Source organism: Sphingobacterium corticibacterium, from assembly GCF_004208525.1.
Lineage (GTDB): Bacteria > Bacteroidota > Bacteroidia > Sphingobacteriales > Sphingobacteriaceae > Sphingobacterium > Sphingobacterium corticibacterium.
On the sequence record NZ_SGIT01000001.1, the window covers coordinates 1,874,472 to 1,890,830 of the forward strand.

At 39.8% G+C, this 16,359-nt stretch carries 10 protein-coding genes; 6 read left to right on the forward strand and 4 right to left on the reverse strand.

Going from position 1 to position 16,359, the window contains the following annotated elements:
* The first annotated feature begins 36 nt into the window (after positions 1-36).
* The 4 genes from EWE74_RS08095 (at position 37) to EWE74_RS08110 (ending at position 5,526) form a co-directional block, all read left to right on the forward strand.
* A complete protein-coding gene (locus tag EWE74_RS08095; protein WP_130140961.1) occupies positions 37-2,031 on the forward strand; it encodes a PKD domain-containing protein in 1,995 nt (664 codons plus the stop codon).
* The gene (locus EWE74_RS08100; protein ID WP_130140962.1) at positions 2,019-4,598 is read left to right on the forward strand and encodes a CHAT domain-containing protein; all 2,580 of its coding nucleotides are present in this window, start codon (positions 2,019-2,021) and stop codon (positions 4,596-4,598) included. The genes EWE74_RS08095 and EWE74_RS08100 overlap by 13 nt, the downstream gene beginning before the upstream one ends.
* 394 nt (positions 4,599-4,992) lie before the next feature.
* Positions 4,993-5,274 (forward strand): DUF4342 domain-containing protein, encoded by a 282-nt coding sequence (locus EWE74_RS08105; protein WP_130140963.1) that lies wholly within the window; start codon positions 4,993-4,995, stop codon positions 5,272-5,274.
* Between the two features lie 36 nt (positions 5,275-5,310).
* Positions 5,311-5,526, forward strand: a complete 216-nt coding sequence (locus tag EWE74_RS08110) for a YqaE/Pmp3 family membrane protein (protein ID WP_130140964.1) — start codon at positions 5,311-5,313, stop codon at positions 5,524-5,526.
* A 25-nt stretch (positions 5,527-5,551) separates the two neighbouring features.
* Here EWE74_RS08110 and EWE74_RS08115 read toward each other — a convergent pair whose 3' ends face one another.
* The 4 genes from EWE74_RS08115 to EWE74_RS08130 form a co-directional block, all read right to left on the reverse strand.
* Positions 5,552-5,995 carry a PepSY-like domain-containing protein gene (locus EWE74_RS08115; RefSeq protein ID WP_130140965.1) on the reverse strand — a complete coding sequence of 148 codons (444 nt, stop codon included), beginning with the start codon at positions 5,993-5,995 and terminating at the stop codon, positions 5,552-5,554.
* A gap of 20 nt (positions 5,996-6,015) precedes the next feature.
* Positions 6,016-6,459 carry a PepSY-like domain-containing protein gene (locus EWE74_RS08120; protein ID WP_130140966.1) on the reverse strand — a complete coding sequence of 148 codons (444 nt, stop codon included), beginning with the start codon at positions 6,457-6,459 and terminating at the stop codon, positions 6,016-6,018.
* A 75-nt stretch (positions 6,460-6,534) separates the two neighbouring features.
* Complete coding sequence (locus EWE74_RS08125) at positions 6,535-7,812, reverse strand: sensor histidine kinase (protein ID WP_130140967.1); 1,278 nt, start codon at positions 7,810-7,812, stop codon at positions 6,535-6,537.
* 4 nt (positions 7,813-7,816) lie between these two features.
* Positions 7,817-8,488: a response regulator transcription factor gene (locus EWE74_RS08130; protein WP_130140968.1), complete on the reverse strand. Its 672-nt coding sequence runs from the start codon at positions 8,486-8,488 to the stop codon at positions 7,817-7,819.
* 272 nt (positions 8,489-8,760) lie between these two features.
* Between EWE74_RS08130 and EWE74_RS08135 the strand changes: the two genes are divergently transcribed.
* Positions 8,761-14,046, forward strand: a complete 5,286-nt coding sequence (locus EWE74_RS08135) for a translocation/assembly module TamB domain-containing protein (RefSeq protein ID WP_239018585.1) — start codon at positions 8,761-8,763, stop codon at positions 14,044-14,046.
* Entirely contained in the window at positions 14,015-16,345 is a 2,331-nt protein-coding gene (gene tamL, locus EWE74_RS08140) for a translocation and assembly module lipoprotein TamL (protein WP_130140970.1), read from the forward strand. Before EWE74_RS08135 ends, tamL begins: the two co-directional genes overlap by 32 nt.
* Positions 16,346-16,359 lie beyond the last annotated feature (14 nt).

Below are 16,359 nucleotides of genomic sequence, written 5' to 3' on the forward strand. Positions count from 1 at the left end.
GAAATAGTACAAAAGAATTTTACCAATTGGTAAGTTATGAAAAGAGCACTCTACTACCTACTTGTTGCCTTTTATAGCCATATTGCTTTGGGGCAGGATACTTTAGTGGTTCGGCAAGACACGTTTCCATCGTCTATCCAAACGGAATACCTAACAAATAGTGTTAAGTTTACCCCGGTTATACGGCCTTTAGTGCCCATTCCGGGAGGTCGCCAAGCCTACTACACTTATTTATGGGATTTTGGAGACGGGCAATTCAGTACGCAGGAATCACCGGAACACCAATATGAAGAGCCTGGAGAATACGATGTTTCCTTATATATTGTCAACAATTACGACAATGGCCCTCGGCCGAAGAAACCTAAAACGAAAGTGAAAGTAGAATCTAAATTAGCAGGTACGGATAAGCTTCCAAATATATTCGAACGTAATTTCTTCAAATCGAATGAAGTCTTTCAACTGTTCAAAAATGCCAACGCAGTGCCCGGCGAAGATATGTCGTTGATCGTCGGCGTGAAACCCAGTGCCGCTAAGGGAAAAATTCTGTTATTAACCAATGAAAAGCTTATTAATCCCAATGGTTTCATTGTCGCTGATCAAAGTCGCTATCATAATGAAAATATTCTGCCTATGGAGCGTAAAAAAGAATTGGAATCCCTATGGGCCAATGTAACGCATACCTCCATCACACAAAGTGGCAGCCCAGATTATGGGATCAGGGAGGAGCTAGATTTTAGGGGTGATGAAGCCGCGCGTTTTTTTAACAATCTGTTGGATGAATACAATACCGTGACGCAATATGAAATTGAGGGTGATGTAGGTGATAGCCAATTTTCCATTATCAATCTAGATATTACACCAGAAATGCTTGCGGATACAAATGCTATAGTCACGGTTACCGGAATATATCTTGCGGAAGGCGGTAATCCTGTTATCCATAAACTCGACGTGCCGATCATCAAATCACATGATCCTAATAAAATGTCCGTAAGACCTGCTCTCATGGATTATCGTTTACAGTTTAAAAAGAAAACACTGACCTATAAAGTACAATTTCAGAACGATGGCGAGGGTGATGCGAAAAACATCCGTCTGGAGATGTTTTTCCCCAATCAAGTGGATGTAAACACCTTTAGGCTACTCAACCTCTATCCGCAATGCGATACCTGTTTAACTAATCAAGATTTGGGGTGCTATACATACCAAATCAAGGATGACGATAAAATCATTTTCCATTTTCGTGGAATCGCACTACCCGGAACCGCTTCTCCAACGATTACAGATCAAGATAGCACCAAGGGATTTATTCGCTTTACATTGAAATCACACAAGAAATTGCAAAACAAATCACTTCCGAGCTACACCAATATCTATTTTGACAAAAATGACCCCATTCGCACCAATACGTCAACGGCTCGTTTCCGTCCGGGACTATCCCCGATAATTACGTTGGGGCTAAACGCTCCTGCTAAACATCCTAATGACGAAATCGGCAAATTAACAAAAGGGCTGACCATTGGCGTAGGATTAGCCCCTATCGCTCCTTATAAGAAACCTTATTGGCAAGTAGAACTTTATGCGAGTACCTTTGGAGTGGATTATGCGACTTCATTTTTTGACCGAAAAGGGGAAATACAGTTACCCAATGAGCGAGGAGATCTTATGTACTACGGATACAGTGGTTTAGACAGCTTAGCCACAAAAAAATATCTTAGCCTGCAAGTACCCGTGCAGATTCGTTACAATATCAGTCGATATATATCGGCAGGTATAGGCGCACTCGTCAAAACGAACATTAATTTGCAGAATGATCAACAAGCAACCTATCACCTGATTAATGCTGGAGGAGAACGAACGGAACACACGGTAAATAGAAATGTTGAAAAAGAAAAAATATCGCCCTTGCTACTCGCACCTTTGATGGATCTAAATATAGGACGTGCGTACTTGGGTCCTGCATTCGGCATACGTTATCATTTTGACAAAACGTATAAGAGCAACCTTAATTTCTATTTGATGTGGCGATTGTAAGAGTATTCCTAATCGGGTTCATTTTTAGTTGCCTAGCCTGTAGGAATCAAACAGAGGTACATGTGCCGGACAATAAACGATTAGATTCTATCGCGACCTCTTTCATCGATTCGCTCGGAGAGTTGGCATACGATCAGTATGCTTCCTTTGAGAAACAGCCGGATCTCTTTCTCCAACCGATAGAAAACAAAATGCTCAGCGAAGCACAGAAAGAAACATATACTTGGATTCTGATCAACATGGCCTATAGCTTTCGGGAACACAGCCGTTTTTTAGCATCTATCAAATATTACGAAAAAGCGCTACTGTACGATAACGAAAACAGCGTGTTAAATCGGGAAGACAGGCTAACGTATTTATACAAACCTCTTGCTAATAATTACACGGTAATTGCGGATTACGAAAAGGCGGAAAATCTACAGTTAAAGGCTATAGATGAAACACAAAACAACACAACAAAAGCGTCGCTTTACAACAATCTTGCACTCCTGTATGTGTACAAGGGTGAACATGAAAAATCAAAAAATGCCGCACTTTCGGGATTAAAACACCATGCAAAAAACGATTATTTGAATGTTCTTTTGCATTACTCCTTATCCTCTGCGTATGTTACCCTGAACAATATCGATTCAGCCAAATGGCATACTAATTTTGCTCTTGAAATAGCGAATACATTGCCCTTAGATGAAAATTTGGCATTAAGCAAAATCCCGGTATTGGAACGAAAATCCATATTTCTATTACAAGAAAATCAAACAGATTTAAGTCGAAGATATCTCGTAGAAGCCTTATCGGTAGAAAAAAAGGTTTTTCCGCATACCCGTTTTCGAGAAAAAGCAAATCTTTATAACACCCTTGGAGAGAACTTTTTAATAAAAGAGGAATTCATACAAGCTAAAGCCTGTTTTGAGGAGGCAAAGAAACTGTTGGACGAGCATGTTGCTTCACCTTCCATATCAAGTTACACCAAAATTTCCGTATTAAAAAACTTAGGTTTAGTTTATGCGAAACAGCATATAGATTCCGCATTTTATCATTTTGAACAAGCGATCGAGGAAGATTTTGCTTTCCAACAAAATATTACGAGCAAAACCAGTCATATTACCGGAAACAAATGGAATCAACAACTTTTAAGTCTCGTTTTTAACCACATCGGAAATCCAGAAAATTTTAGTCAAGCGAAGCTAATCAAGCTCCTGTGGTTGACTGAACTAGCAAAAGGTCGTATGCTCTGGAATGACATTAATCGGACAACATTTTGGGAAAGCGATACGACAACGCTAATAAGTCAACGAATGAAAGAGCTCCAACAGCTCTATCTGATACGTGATAACTTAACCGATAGCAGCGACCTTACCGAGATAAATCACTCGATTCAATCCATGCTAACTGATTTTCAATTAGAAGAGCGGTATTTCACCAGAAAAGTGGCGTTACCAAACTTTGATACTTTTCAGCGACAGCTACATGATAGCTTATCCTTAACGTATTCCTATTTTATCCACCCCGATAGCACGCTATCCATCTTCAAAATAGATAAGGGTAAAATATCCTATGTACGACAGAAGAGTGTAGGTTTACTGGATTCCATCATCCAATTTAAGACAGATTATTTCTCGACATCTCCCCATCGTTTCAACAACAATCCAAAACGTTATTTTGCTAGCGCACAATACTTGAAGAACCAGCTATTGCCGTCTCTCCCCTCCCAATCTTCAACGTTGCGACTTTCCCTCCATAACGAGTTATACATCCTCCCTTTTGATGCACTTCGAGACGTTGACAGATTTTTAGTGGAAGACTTCGATATTCAATATGTTAATTCCCTTTTAATTAACGACTTGTATCCCAATACATCATTTCATGATCTTCAAATCAGTATACTATATCGGGATAAATACACCCCTCCACTAGCTGATCTTCATTTTGTGAGAAAAGAGGTGGAAAACCTTCAATTACATTATAAGACGAGAATTTTCTCTTATCAAGATTTACCTACACCCGCTATTATCCATATTGCTGCCCATACAGTTGTTACACCGCAACAGGAAGCCAGACTACTTCTCCATCAAGCTATTTCTGCCGATCAACTTCGCTATTATCATATCAATTCACCGCTTGTGGTTCTTTCAGCCTGCAATACCGCTTCAGGTAATCTTCTTCCTTCTGAAGGCTTGGAAAGCATCAATAGAGCATTCTTAAGCAAAGGAATTCCGGGAGTAATGGCAACGCATTGGTTTGCTAGTGATGACGCTATGCTAGGTATCATGGCAAAATTCTATGAGGAGTTGACGATACATAAAAAGCCCATTCATGCTTTAGCGGAAGCAAAAAGAAGGTATCTTTCCGAACAATCCGCGTTAGGTGCAAATCCTTGGTATTGGGCCAATATTGCCTATACCGGAATAGATATAAAAGTAGACTTGCATAAATATACAAGTCTACACCAATTTGCATGGAAAATCTTAATTGCTTTCCTTGTGCTAGGTATCTGCCTCTATGGCATATTACGGTTTACAAAGTTTAAAAACAAACATTATAAACCCCACCATAAACATCAGAAATGATTCATTTGGTATCATACCCTGCTGTATGCTTTCGTGGCTTCCATGAGGCACGTCAAAATTCTTTTCCATAATTTAAATCATTTGATATTTTATACCTCTTTTTCTTTTGTAGCGCTTGATGTCCTTTTCTAGAACAATCATCCTCGATAAAAGTTTTTCCATAACGTTAATTTTTTTAGTGAATAAATTTGTTAAACTCGTAGATATATCCGCTAGTAACTGGAAATGTTACCATCCGACCATCAAAGAATCAAATTCACACCTTTTCACCGAGTGCTACACTGTTTTTACCGAGAAATGCGTTAAGCACACCTATTCTACCTACGGTTATATTTGTAACTAGACTATCTTTGGAGTATACAAAAAGAGATAAATAACTACATTAAAGAACATCATGGAAACGAAAAAAACATTCACTGCAAACAGCGACAACATCTCCGACGCATTTCAGAAAATCACGGATTGGATTCAAGAGACAAAGGTCAGCATAACGTCGAAAACAGGTAAACTATACATCCAACTTCCCTTCATTATCGCTTTTGTGATCGCAATGCTTGTTCCTTTTGCCCTAATAATCGGTATTATTTTTGCTTTGGCTTTTGGAATAAATATTACTTTTGAGCGGGAGCACAAAAAAGAAACATCTATTCAAAACAACGAAATAGAACCTTATTAAAAAAACAGAATTCAAAAATATTAAAATAATAATACGATGATATTGATTGCAGTCTTGTTCCCTTGGCTATCGTTCTTTTTGAGAGGAAAGATATTTATTGGTTTTATCTGTCTTTTCTTGCAGTTTACATTAATCGGTTGGTTACCTGCGGCAATATGGGCTGTAGCTTCCCGTATCGATGAGAAAAATAAAAATCGCATCCGACAATTGGAGAGACAAATGCAACGTCCGATATATTATGAGACAAAATAAAGGGGCGAGAATCGCCCCCTATTTGTTATCTATCTTGTCTCACAAAATCACCACTCGCGTTGAAGATCAAATCAGTATCCGAAACCACTAAATCCACATCAAACCCAGAAGCTATCTTTTCAATACCATTGATACCGTCATTAGGATGATTATCCTCTACATAATCCACAATTTTAGGTAAAATAAAACCTATCGGAATATATATCCCGTCATCTCCATCTACTTCCATCCAATTACCATCAGCATCGAAGTCTACTTCAATTTGACTGCCTGGCTCACCAAGCTTTACAGAATAGTTTTTTCCTTCCTTTTCAACTCGCGAATAAGATTTTCCTGCAAAATACTCCGAAATGAAATCTTGAGATTTCTTTGGTAATTCTGCTTCTGAAATCACTTTATCGTCATCACAAGAAATAGTTGAGAACGATGTCATTGCCAATAAAGACAATCCAAATAGTGTTTTTTTCATTATATGTAATCTAAAATTTGTTAATCATCAACTCTAATAAACTCGCCTTTTTTTGAAAATTCCAAATCAAGTCCGTTTGAAATCTCCACTTCATATCCATTTTTTTGTTTCTTCACCTCTTTTACAAACGTATTTGGAAAGCTTTTATGGATATACTGGGAAATTGCTAGCGGAATAACTTGTATGGGCAAGGCGACTCCTTTCATCTCTATTTTTTCCCATTCTCCATCCGAGTTAAATTCAATTTTTGAGCCATTCTTCAAGCGTACTTCATATTCTTTTTTGATAAGATATTCTGTATCCATGATGACTGTCGTAACATCGTTTTCTGAAAAATGCTTTTTCACGAATGTCTGGGCTTTAAAAGGTAGCTTTGCAAATGATATTACTTTATCTTGCGCAGAAGCGTTCGATACAATAAATAGCAACCATATCATTACGGTTATTTTTAATAACGTTTTCATTTTTAATACATTCTTTTGATACTACAAAAATTGTATTTGATTTAGGAAAAATTTAGGAACTGGAATAATGTTATTTTATTTCTTCAGCGAAAATACATGTCTATTATCCTCAAAGCTATAATTAATCGACAACTCGGGATAGGTATCGACAATAGATTTCACGATAGCAAGTCCCAGACCATTCGATTGGCTATCCTGCGTACCTTTATGAAAACGGTTAAAAATTTTTTCTTGATCTAAAGAAACTTGATTTCCTGTATTAGTGATAGAAAGCTGATTATGTTGTATATGTACAGTTATTATTCCCCCATTGATATTATATCGTATGGCGTTTCGGAATAGGTTAGAAATCAATACAAGCGCCAGATCCTTATTCATCGATGTATCAAACACCCCATTTTCCGTCAACTGTAAGGTGATATCTTTAAAAGATAAAAAATCCTGAAAATCTGCACTGATCTCCTTTACCAATTGATTTAGATTAATCTGTTTAACATCTTTATATTGTTTATTCTCAATTCTCGAAAGCATTAACAACGCTTTATTCAAATTTACCAATCTTCGTAACGATGATTTCGAGTCCGCTAACTGTGTCAGCTGTTTTTCGGAGAGGGAGTCGTCCTCCATTAACATTTCCAATTTATTAATCGTGATGGCTAAAGGTGTTTGCAGCTCATGTGCAGCATTCTCAATAAAACGCTTTTGCTCATTAAACACTTCCTCATTCCGTCGCCACATCCGATGTATCTCCTCATCCAATTGATTAAATTCCATAATATTGGTAGATACAGGCTTTAAATAATCCTTTTTCCCAAAGCGATAAAGATTTAAATTCTCCAAAATAATTCGAAATGGGCGCCAAGCTCGTCGAAGAACCGATTCATTAATTAAATATACGCCCAAAACAAGCACAAGGTATAAAACAATGAGTGCCGTAGTCAGATTTAGTATCAAATCGTCTTCCTCGACCGTAGACGTACGGATTTCTAGATGATAAGGCTGCTGATCCGGCGCGTAGAACCCCGTACGCAATACCCGATAGGGCTCCATCTCATCGTCATAAGGCATATAGAAAAATTCATTATCCAGATAATTCTCCTCTGAAAAATCATCATCATCACCAACGGGTGTAATTCGGAACTGGTTGATGCCATATTCATTGGTTTCCAGAAGGTTCGGATCCTCGTACACCTCCCTTAGGATCAAAATCTTTTGGTTTTTCAATCCATCGTCTACATTATCGTATACCTCTTCCAGAATAAAGGCGTAAAACAATGCAGCCCAAATCGTGATAATAACGAGAAAGGCGATACTCAGATAACGTAACGTATAATTTTTAAGAGAGACTTGCATCGTATTATACCAATTTATAGCCTATGCCATAGACTGCCTGAAAGTCAACTTCTGCTTGATTGTTTTTGAGTTTTCGTCGTAAATTTTTTATTTGTGAATAGATAAAATCAAGGTTATCGGATTGATCAGCATCGTCACCCCAAACAGCCTCTGCAAGCGATGTTTTAGTAATCAGCTTTTCGGGACGTATCATGAAATAGTATAGCAAGTCGTACTCTTTCCGGTTTAGCTGAACTTCCTCTGTTCCAATAAGAACTTTACGTTCTTCCGGAAATAATTTAACATCTTTGAACTGAATGGCTTGTTCTCCATGATGGTTTCTTCGGCGGATAACTGTCTTGATACGGGCCAAAAGCTCCGCTAGATGAAAAGGCTTTGCTAGATAGTCATCCGCCCCCAATTCTAATCCCTCGACCTTATCCTCCACAGAATCCTTCGCCGAAACGATAATGATGGAGTCATCTTTTCCCAGTGTTCTCAATTCCGCTAACAGTTGCATACCTGTACCACCTGGCAGCATAATATCCAGCAACACACAGTCGTAATCATAATTAGCCAGTTTGGCGAATCCACTAGCGTAATCATTAGCGGTTTCCACGATATATTTTTCACCTTCGAGAAATGACTTCATCACATCGCAAAGGTCTATTTCATCTTCTATAATCAGTATTTTCATCGTCAAACTAAACTACAATATTACTCTTTTATCATTAATAGTTCACAAAACTTATTTTTGTTTGTTAATTTGTATCGACAAATAATTAACAGTAAGAATGAACATTTCTACTCTTTTTACGTTTGTTGATTAAAGAGGATTACAAAATAAAGTCACATAAAATTTAACAGAAAATTACTTTGAATCGATTCGGACGAATAGCTTTAAAAACAATATTATGGATTATCGGCAGTATTATTGCCCTTCTGCTATTGCTAATTTTTCTTATACGAATGCCAGCGGTTCAAAACTACGTGGTGGGCAAGGTTACGAACTATCTGGAAAAAAAGATCGGCACACCGGTTGACATCGGTTATATAAACATTACTTTTCCTAAAAAACTCGTGCTGGAAAACGTCTATTTTGAAGACCAATCCAAAGACACGTTGATTGCCGGCGAAAAATTATTGGTCGACATCAATATGTTTAAACTGTTGAAAAATACCGTTGAGATACAGCAGTTAGAATTAAAGGGTATTACGGCTAAAATAAACCGGACACTGCCCGATAGCAGTTTTAATTTCGATTACATTGTCGAAGCGTTTGCTTCGGAAGAAGAAAGTACCGCAAATGCCGATACGACTTCCGCCCTTGTTTTCGATATCAACGACGTACTTTTTGAACGTATACATTTCGTTTATCGCGACGAGGTCATTGGAACAAATGCGGACATTAGGTTAACACATTTCGACACGAAAGTAAAGAAGTTTGACCTAACCAACAATATGGCCTTTTCGATGCCCAACATTAAATTGGACGGACTAACGGCTTTAGTTAAACAGTGGGCACCAGTATCTGATGGAGAGGCTCCATCCGCGGAAGATTTTGGTATTACGGATACTTCCGTCGAGGAGTCTTCCCTACTACCGGATCTGGAGATAAAAAACCTAGACTTGAGCAATATTCTGGTGGAATATCAAGATTCGTCAGCTGCTATGGACACCCGATTTGATATTCGGAAGTTAGCGGCAGAGATCAAAGAAATGGATCTCAATAAGGAAATCGTACGTTTAGGCAAGGTTACGCTAGATGAATCTGATTCTCAAATATTTATGAGAAAAACAGCATCAACACCAACGGCTACTACAGTATCTGACACCACCTCAGATAGTAGTTCCATGAACTGGATTGTTTCGGCCGATAAATTAGACATCGACAAAACCAATATATGGTTTAGGGATGATAACGAACCGCGTATGAAGGGTTTCGACTATTTCAACATTAAAATCAGCGATTTTCTGGCAGAACTCGACGACCTTTATTTTTCCAGCGACTCTATTTCGGGCTCGTTGAAAAATCTAGCGATGGCCGATCATTCCGGTTTTTCCATCAAAAAGTTGCAAGCGGACTTCGTATATCATAATACGGGTGTGGAAATTCGGAATTTCCTTGCACAAACGCCCAAAACCACCATCCGGGATTATATCAAACTATCTTATCCATCACTAGACGCCTTAACAGAAAATCCAAGCAAAGTACTTGTAGAAGCTAACATCAACAGGTCAACACTGGACATGCGTGATATCCGTTACTTCGTACCAGATCTGGATACGATGGAGATTATGAAACCACTTTTGGCACGTTCTTTTTATATCAATGGTGCCGTAAAAGGGCGGATGGATAACTTGACTATTCCCAACATAGAGTTTAAGACATTAGATCGTACACATCTGATAGCCAGTGCCGTCATTCGCGGGTTGCCGGATACCGAAAAACTCTATATCGATTTGAATTTGAAAAAATTCACAACCGGCAGAGCGGATATCGAACGCTTGGTGGCGAAGTCCATGATGCCCGACAGCTTACAACTCCCCAACGCCATCAGCCTATCGGGAACATTCAAAGGAGGCATGTCTGGCTTCGATGCCAACATGAGCCTGGTAACCGAGAAAGGCAATGCTACAGTGAACGGTAATATGCAAATGGGGACAGATACAACATACAACGCCTATGTATCCATCGACGATTTGAATATTGGAAATATCCTAAATCAAGATTCTGTTTTGGGTATAATATCTGCAGAAGCCACCGTGGTGGGAACCGGATTGGATCCCAAAAACATGGACGCATCTATAGACGGACGCTTGAATCATTTGGATGCGATGGGATATGCCTATCGCGATATCCAACTGCACGTGGATGCTAAAGATGGTGATATCGCAGGTACGCTAAACAGTCCTGATCCCAACATACAGTTCAACATGGATTTTGCAGCAGACATGCGCAATACCTATCCGAAGGTAAACGCCACACTCATGATTGACAGCGTGAATTTGCAAAACTTGAAACTTATGGACGATGATTTTCGGTATCATGGAAAAATTGTCGCCGATTTTGAAACAGCCGACCCCGATTTCTTAAACGGTTCTTTAGACATTGTCAATTCCGCAATCGCATACAACGACGCTCGTTATACGTTAGATAGCATTTCCTTAAAGGCATTTGCAGATACCAGTAGAAATATGCTTCTTTTACGATCAGAATTTCTCCGGGCACATATGGTTGGAAAATACCAACTCACGGCACTAGCACCTGCTTTACAGGATATCGTTCGGATATACTATAATCCAAATAATGCCCCGAAAGATACGACCTCGTATGATCCGCAGAGCTTCGAATTTAGTGCAACGCTAAATCACTCTCGCTTTATACGCAACTTTCTACCAGATTTAGAAGAAATGCGTGATATAACCTTGGATGGTACGTTTAACAGCACTACACAAAATTTTATGGCCAAACTCATTGCACCAAAGATTGTATATGGGGGAACGTCTATAGAAAATGTAGGTATCGATTTAACGACATTTGATAGTACATTATATTATTCTGCACTCATCCATAAGATCAAAATGGGGAATATTGAATTGAATAATACTGTGGCAAGTGGTAGTGTAGTAGAGAATAACATCGATTTTGGTCTTTGGATAAAAGACAAAGAGGATAAAGAACAGTATCATTTAGGGGCAAAACTACAGGCTGTTGAAAGCAACTTTATGTTCAGTCTTCATGAAGACGGGTTGAAATTAAACTATGAAGACTGGAGTATTGACACGACGAATACAATTAGCTTTGGGGAACGCGGTATACATGCAAACAATTTCCGTTTAACGAATAATGGACAGGAGCTCCTTGTCCAATCACAAGATTCAATAGCGAACGCACCCATTGATGTGACGTTTAACAATTTCAGAATAGAGACCTTCGCGCAAATGTTGGCCTCGGAAATGTTCAATGTAGGTGGGGGCATCAACGGTACAGCGACCTTATCTCGCCTGGAGAGCAGCCCTGTATTTGTTTCTGACTTGACGATCGACAGGTTTTACTTCGGAAAAGACACCGTGGGTAACGTATTGGTTAAAGTAGACAACATTAAAGAAAACACATTTTCTGCTGATGTTAAAATCGAAGGAAATGGGAATGACGTACAGCTCGCAGGTGATTTTATCAGTCCACCGGAAGGACCGGCCACCCTAAACGCTACACTATCCTTGAAGCCTATGAAGATGACGACGATACAAGCATTTAGCTTGGGTTATCTGGAAGACTGCGAAGGCGATTTGGTAGGTGATTTGAAAATCACGGGAACTGTCGATGCACCGAAAATCAATGGCGGGTTGACATTCCAAAACAGTAAATTGAACGTCGCGATGTTAAATGCGGACTTCCTCATGGATAACCAAACTATACATTTCAACAACCAAGGCATACAGTTCAAAAAATTTGAAATCAAGGATATGCGCGGTAATTCGACTTTATTAAACGGCTCTATAGCTACCACCACCTATACGGATTTCAATTTCAATCTAAACTTGACCATGGACGATTTCGCCGCGGTCAATTCAACAAGAGAAGACAACGATTTATTTTTTGGGAAACTATATTTAACCTCAAATCTTCGTATACGCGGCAATTTGGATCAACCCCGGGTAGAGGGAGATATTAAGGTCAACGAGAATACGGACTTTGCACTTATTGTACCCAACGATGATCCGGGCATTGCGCAACGGGATGGTGTTGTTAAATTTGTGAATCGTTCGGATACGGCCCGCGCGAATGTGTTTGCCCGACTGGATTCGATGACGACAGCTACGCAACTGTCTGGCATGGACATTGCCCTCAATCTATCCACCGATCCGGAGGCAAAATTCAAAGTTATACTAGATGAGGGCACGCAAGATGCGCTCAACATACAAGGTATTGCCGAGCTGAACGCAACCATCGATGCAAGTGACAAAATCACCATGTCGGGAACTTACACGGTAGAAAAAGGAGATTATACATTCTCATTAGGACCGATTTCGAAGCCGTTCCTTTTCCAGAAAGGAAGCACCATCACTTGGAATGGTGACCCATTGGATGCTCGTATGGATATCACCGCCATATACCGAAGTCGCTTTCCAACATTGGAACTCGTGCAGTCACAAATCGGCGGCGAAAGTCAAAATCTCTATAAACAGCGGATTCCTTTCGATGTTAAATTAATCCTCACGGGTGAGTTATTCAAACCGGAAATTAACTTTGATATTGATCTGGACGAGAATAACGCAATCGTTTCCCAAGACGTTGTAAGTAAAGTTAATATTGCATTAGCAAACATACGTGAAGATCCGGCAGAATTAAATAAACAGGTATTTTCATTAATAGCGCTTGGTCGTTTTATGTCTGCTAATCCCTTTGAAAGTCTTTCGGGCGGTGGCGGAGCCGAAGCGATGGCCCGGAACACCGTAAGTTCGTTCTTAAGCAGCCAGTTGAACAATCTAGCCTCTGACCTTATAAAAGGAGTAGAACTTGATTTCAATCTACAATCAGAAGAGGATTATCTAACCGGGAATGCACAAACGAGAACAGATTTAAACGTGGGCGTATCTAAGATGTTATTTGATGATCGCTTAAAAGTTACTATTGGCTCCAATTTCGAAGTCGAAGGGAACACGCGTCCGGGAGAAAAAGCATCGAATATCGCAGGAGATATTTCGCTGGATTATCAACTTTCAAAAGACGGACGCTACTTTGCCCGTGTATACCGAAAAAATCAATATCAAGCTACGCTACAAGGGCAATTTGTCGAAACTGGTATAGGGTTCATTATCACGATGAGCTACGACAAATTCAAAGAACTGTTTATGAGCTCCAAAGCCTTAGAGCAATATTACAATACGGATAGTCGGAGTTTTCGGCGTCGTTTCGATGTGGAGCGGATGGAAACAGATTCTGTTTATCGGGATAGTGTACGCTACGTTATTCGGGATAGCCTCATGAAAAACAGCCCGGAGTTCCGCAAACGGGTGGAAGAACGTCAGAAACAAGAACAACTGGAACGGCAAGAAAATGATGCCGACAGTTCAGAGACAGACAGACCAACGGATTCTACCCATCGCACTATCCGAAAAGAAGAAATGGAAGAGCAGGAAGAGCAAGAAGCAGAACAGGAAAAAAAAGATTCAACGAATACACAAATAGATACTACAACAAATGCTATCCGAGACGATGAAGAGGAAAGGAGGTCGTATGAAGACTAAGTTGCATGATATCGCCATAGGCATGATCGCCATGGCTATGGTGGCTAGCTGTAATTCAACCAAATATCTTGCGGAAGATGAAAAGCTCTATAACAAAGGACATGTTGTCATCCATTCCGAAGATAGCATTCCGAAAGAACGAAAAGAAGCATTTGAAACACATCTGGAAGAAATGCTCCGCCCCAAACCGAATAAAAAGATTTTGGGTATGCGTTTCAAACTGGGTCTGTATAATATGGGAGGAGGACCAGACTCATCATCAGGTGCAATCAATAGATGGTTGAGAAAGCAAGGAGAAGAACCCGTTTTACTTAGTGATGTAAATCGGGAGTACAACGAAAATCTCTTGCGCAACCGGATGGAGAACTTTGGCTTTTTTAATGCTTATGTTACATCGGACACAACCATAGATGGGAAGTTGGCGGAGGTTATATATAACGCATTCCCCGGAAAGATTTACCGAATCGCCAAAGTTGATTTTGAAGTAGACTCGGCTACAAAGCTCGGAAAGGATATTTTAAGCACAAAATCCCAATCCTTATTGCATGTGAAGAGCAATTATAATTTAGATGTTATCCTAAATGAGCGAGACCGCATTGACAATGATTTAAAAAATAAAGGATATTATTATTTTTCACCTGACCATTTATTAATGGAAGTGGACAGCAGCCGGGGAAATCACCAAGTAGATATGTATGTCACGGTAAAGCCCGAAACACCTGAGAGAGCGAAACAACCTCAGAAAATAGGGAACATTTTTATTTACCCCAACTATCGGCAAACATCTGAGGGCTTCCAAACAACACGTCCTCGGCAACAGCAATTGTTTAACGACCAGTATTATATTATAGACCCGCAGGATACCTATCGTAAAAAAGTGTTGGCCAACCATATCTTTTTCAACAAAGGAGACACGTATACACGGTGGGAACACAATCGAACTATTAGCCATCTGGTCAATCTCAATGCGTTTAAATTTGTTAAAAATACATTTGTTGATAGTCCCGATTCGGCCAACACCATGGATGTTTATTACCATCTTACCCCCATGCAACGTAAATCGATCCGTTTCGAAGTGATTGGAAAAACGGCGTCTGTGTATAACGGAACGGAAGCTAATGCGCATTGGACACTTCGCAATGCATTTAAAGGTTTTGAAACACTTACGGTTAGTGTTTTTGGTGGCTATGAGACCCAGACAGGGGGTAGTGTAAATCTAAACTCAGCCTATATACGTTATGGGACTGAGGTTGGAATTGTATGGCCACGTTTGCTATCACCCTACAAATGGGCTCCGTCTAGACGTTATATTCCGAAAACGTATGCAAAAGTCGGTTATGAGTTTCTGAATCGTCGCAATGCCTATACACTTAATTCGCTTACGATGAATTATGGTTATAATTGGAAAGAAGATGACCAAAAGCAACACGACTTGGCGGTTGCGGAAATCATCTATGTACAACCACGTAATATTACCGATGATTATCGTGCACAAATGGATACTGTTCCGACCCTACGTCATATTGTGGATCCTCAGTTTTCTTTTGGCCCCAATTATTCCTATACCTTTACCAATTCGATGGAAGCAGCTCGTAAGCACACCTTTTATGTAAAAACAGGCTTAAATACTTCTGGAAATGTATTGGGATTGATTCAAGGAGCCAACTACGATGAAGGCGCTAAAAAGATTTTCGGAACACCTTATGCACAGTTTGTCAAAGCGGAAGCAGACTTTCGTCATTACATGAAATTGTCTTCCAGCTCCCAACTTGCCTCAAGAGTAATGGTTGGTTTGAGCCATTCTTACGGAAATTCTCGATCACTTCCCTATTTAAAGCAATATTTCACCGGCGGTCCCAACGGATTACGTGCTTATCGTGCTAGAGCCGTCGGTCCGGGGTCTGCCCTTCCCGAAAACTTAGGTGAAAATAATTTCTTTGCTGACCAAACGGGGGATTTCAAACTAGAGCTTAATACGGAATACCGGGCACAGATAGCGGGTATGCTGCATTGGGCAGCTTTTATAGACGCCGGGAATATATGGTTGCAACGAGAGGATGAAAACAAGCCGGGTGGGAAGTTGTCGAAAAATTTTTATAAAGAACTGGCAGTAGGTACAGGATTGGGATTACGTCTTGATTTGGACTTTTTAATTATCCGGACGGATTTTGCGATACCTGTACGTGTGCCCTATCGGAATCCGGGTGATCGTTGGGTATTCAAATACATCGATTTCCGTGATTCGCAATGGAGACGCGAAAACCTCGTATTTAATTTAGCTATCGGTTATCCGTTCTAGGGGAATAAAGAAAA

Excerpts from the sequence above, each read along its gene's own strand:
- EWE74_RS08105 (WP_130140963.1), top strand. The coding sequence starts at position 4,993 with ATGGAAACGAAAAAAACATTCACTGCAAACAGCGACAACATCTCCGAC.
- EWE74_RS08095 (WP_130140961.1), top strand. The coding sequence starts at position 37 with ATGAAAAGAGCACTCTACTACCTACTTGTTGCCTTTTATAGCCATATT.
- tamL (WP_130140970.1), top strand. The coding sequence starts at position 14,015 with ATGAAGAGGAAAGGAGGTCGTATGAAGACTAAGTTGCATGATATCGCC.
- EWE74_RS08120 (WP_130140966.1), bottom strand. The coding sequence starts at position 6,459 with ATGAAAACGTTATTAAAAATAACCGTAATGATATGGTTGCTATTTATT.
- EWE74_RS08110 (WP_130140964.1), top strand. The coding sequence starts at position 5,311 with ATGATATTGATTGCAGTCTTGTTCCCTTGGCTATCGTTCTTTTTGAGA.
- EWE74_RS08135 (WP_239018585.1), top strand. The coding sequence starts at position 8,761 with ATGCCAGCGGTTCAAAACTACGTGGTGGGCAAGGTTACGAACTATCTG.
- EWE74_RS08115 (WP_130140965.1), bottom strand. The coding sequence starts at position 5,995 with ATGAAAAAAACACTATTTGGATTGTCTTTATTGGCAATGACATCGTTC.
- EWE74_RS08125 (WP_130140967.1), bottom strand. The coding sequence starts at position 7,812 with ATGCAAGTCTCTCTTAAAAATTATACGTTACGTTATCTGAGTATCGCC.
- EWE74_RS08130 (WP_130140968.1), bottom strand. The coding sequence starts at position 8,488 with ATGAAAATACTGATTATAGAAGATGAAATAGACCTTTGCGATGTGATG.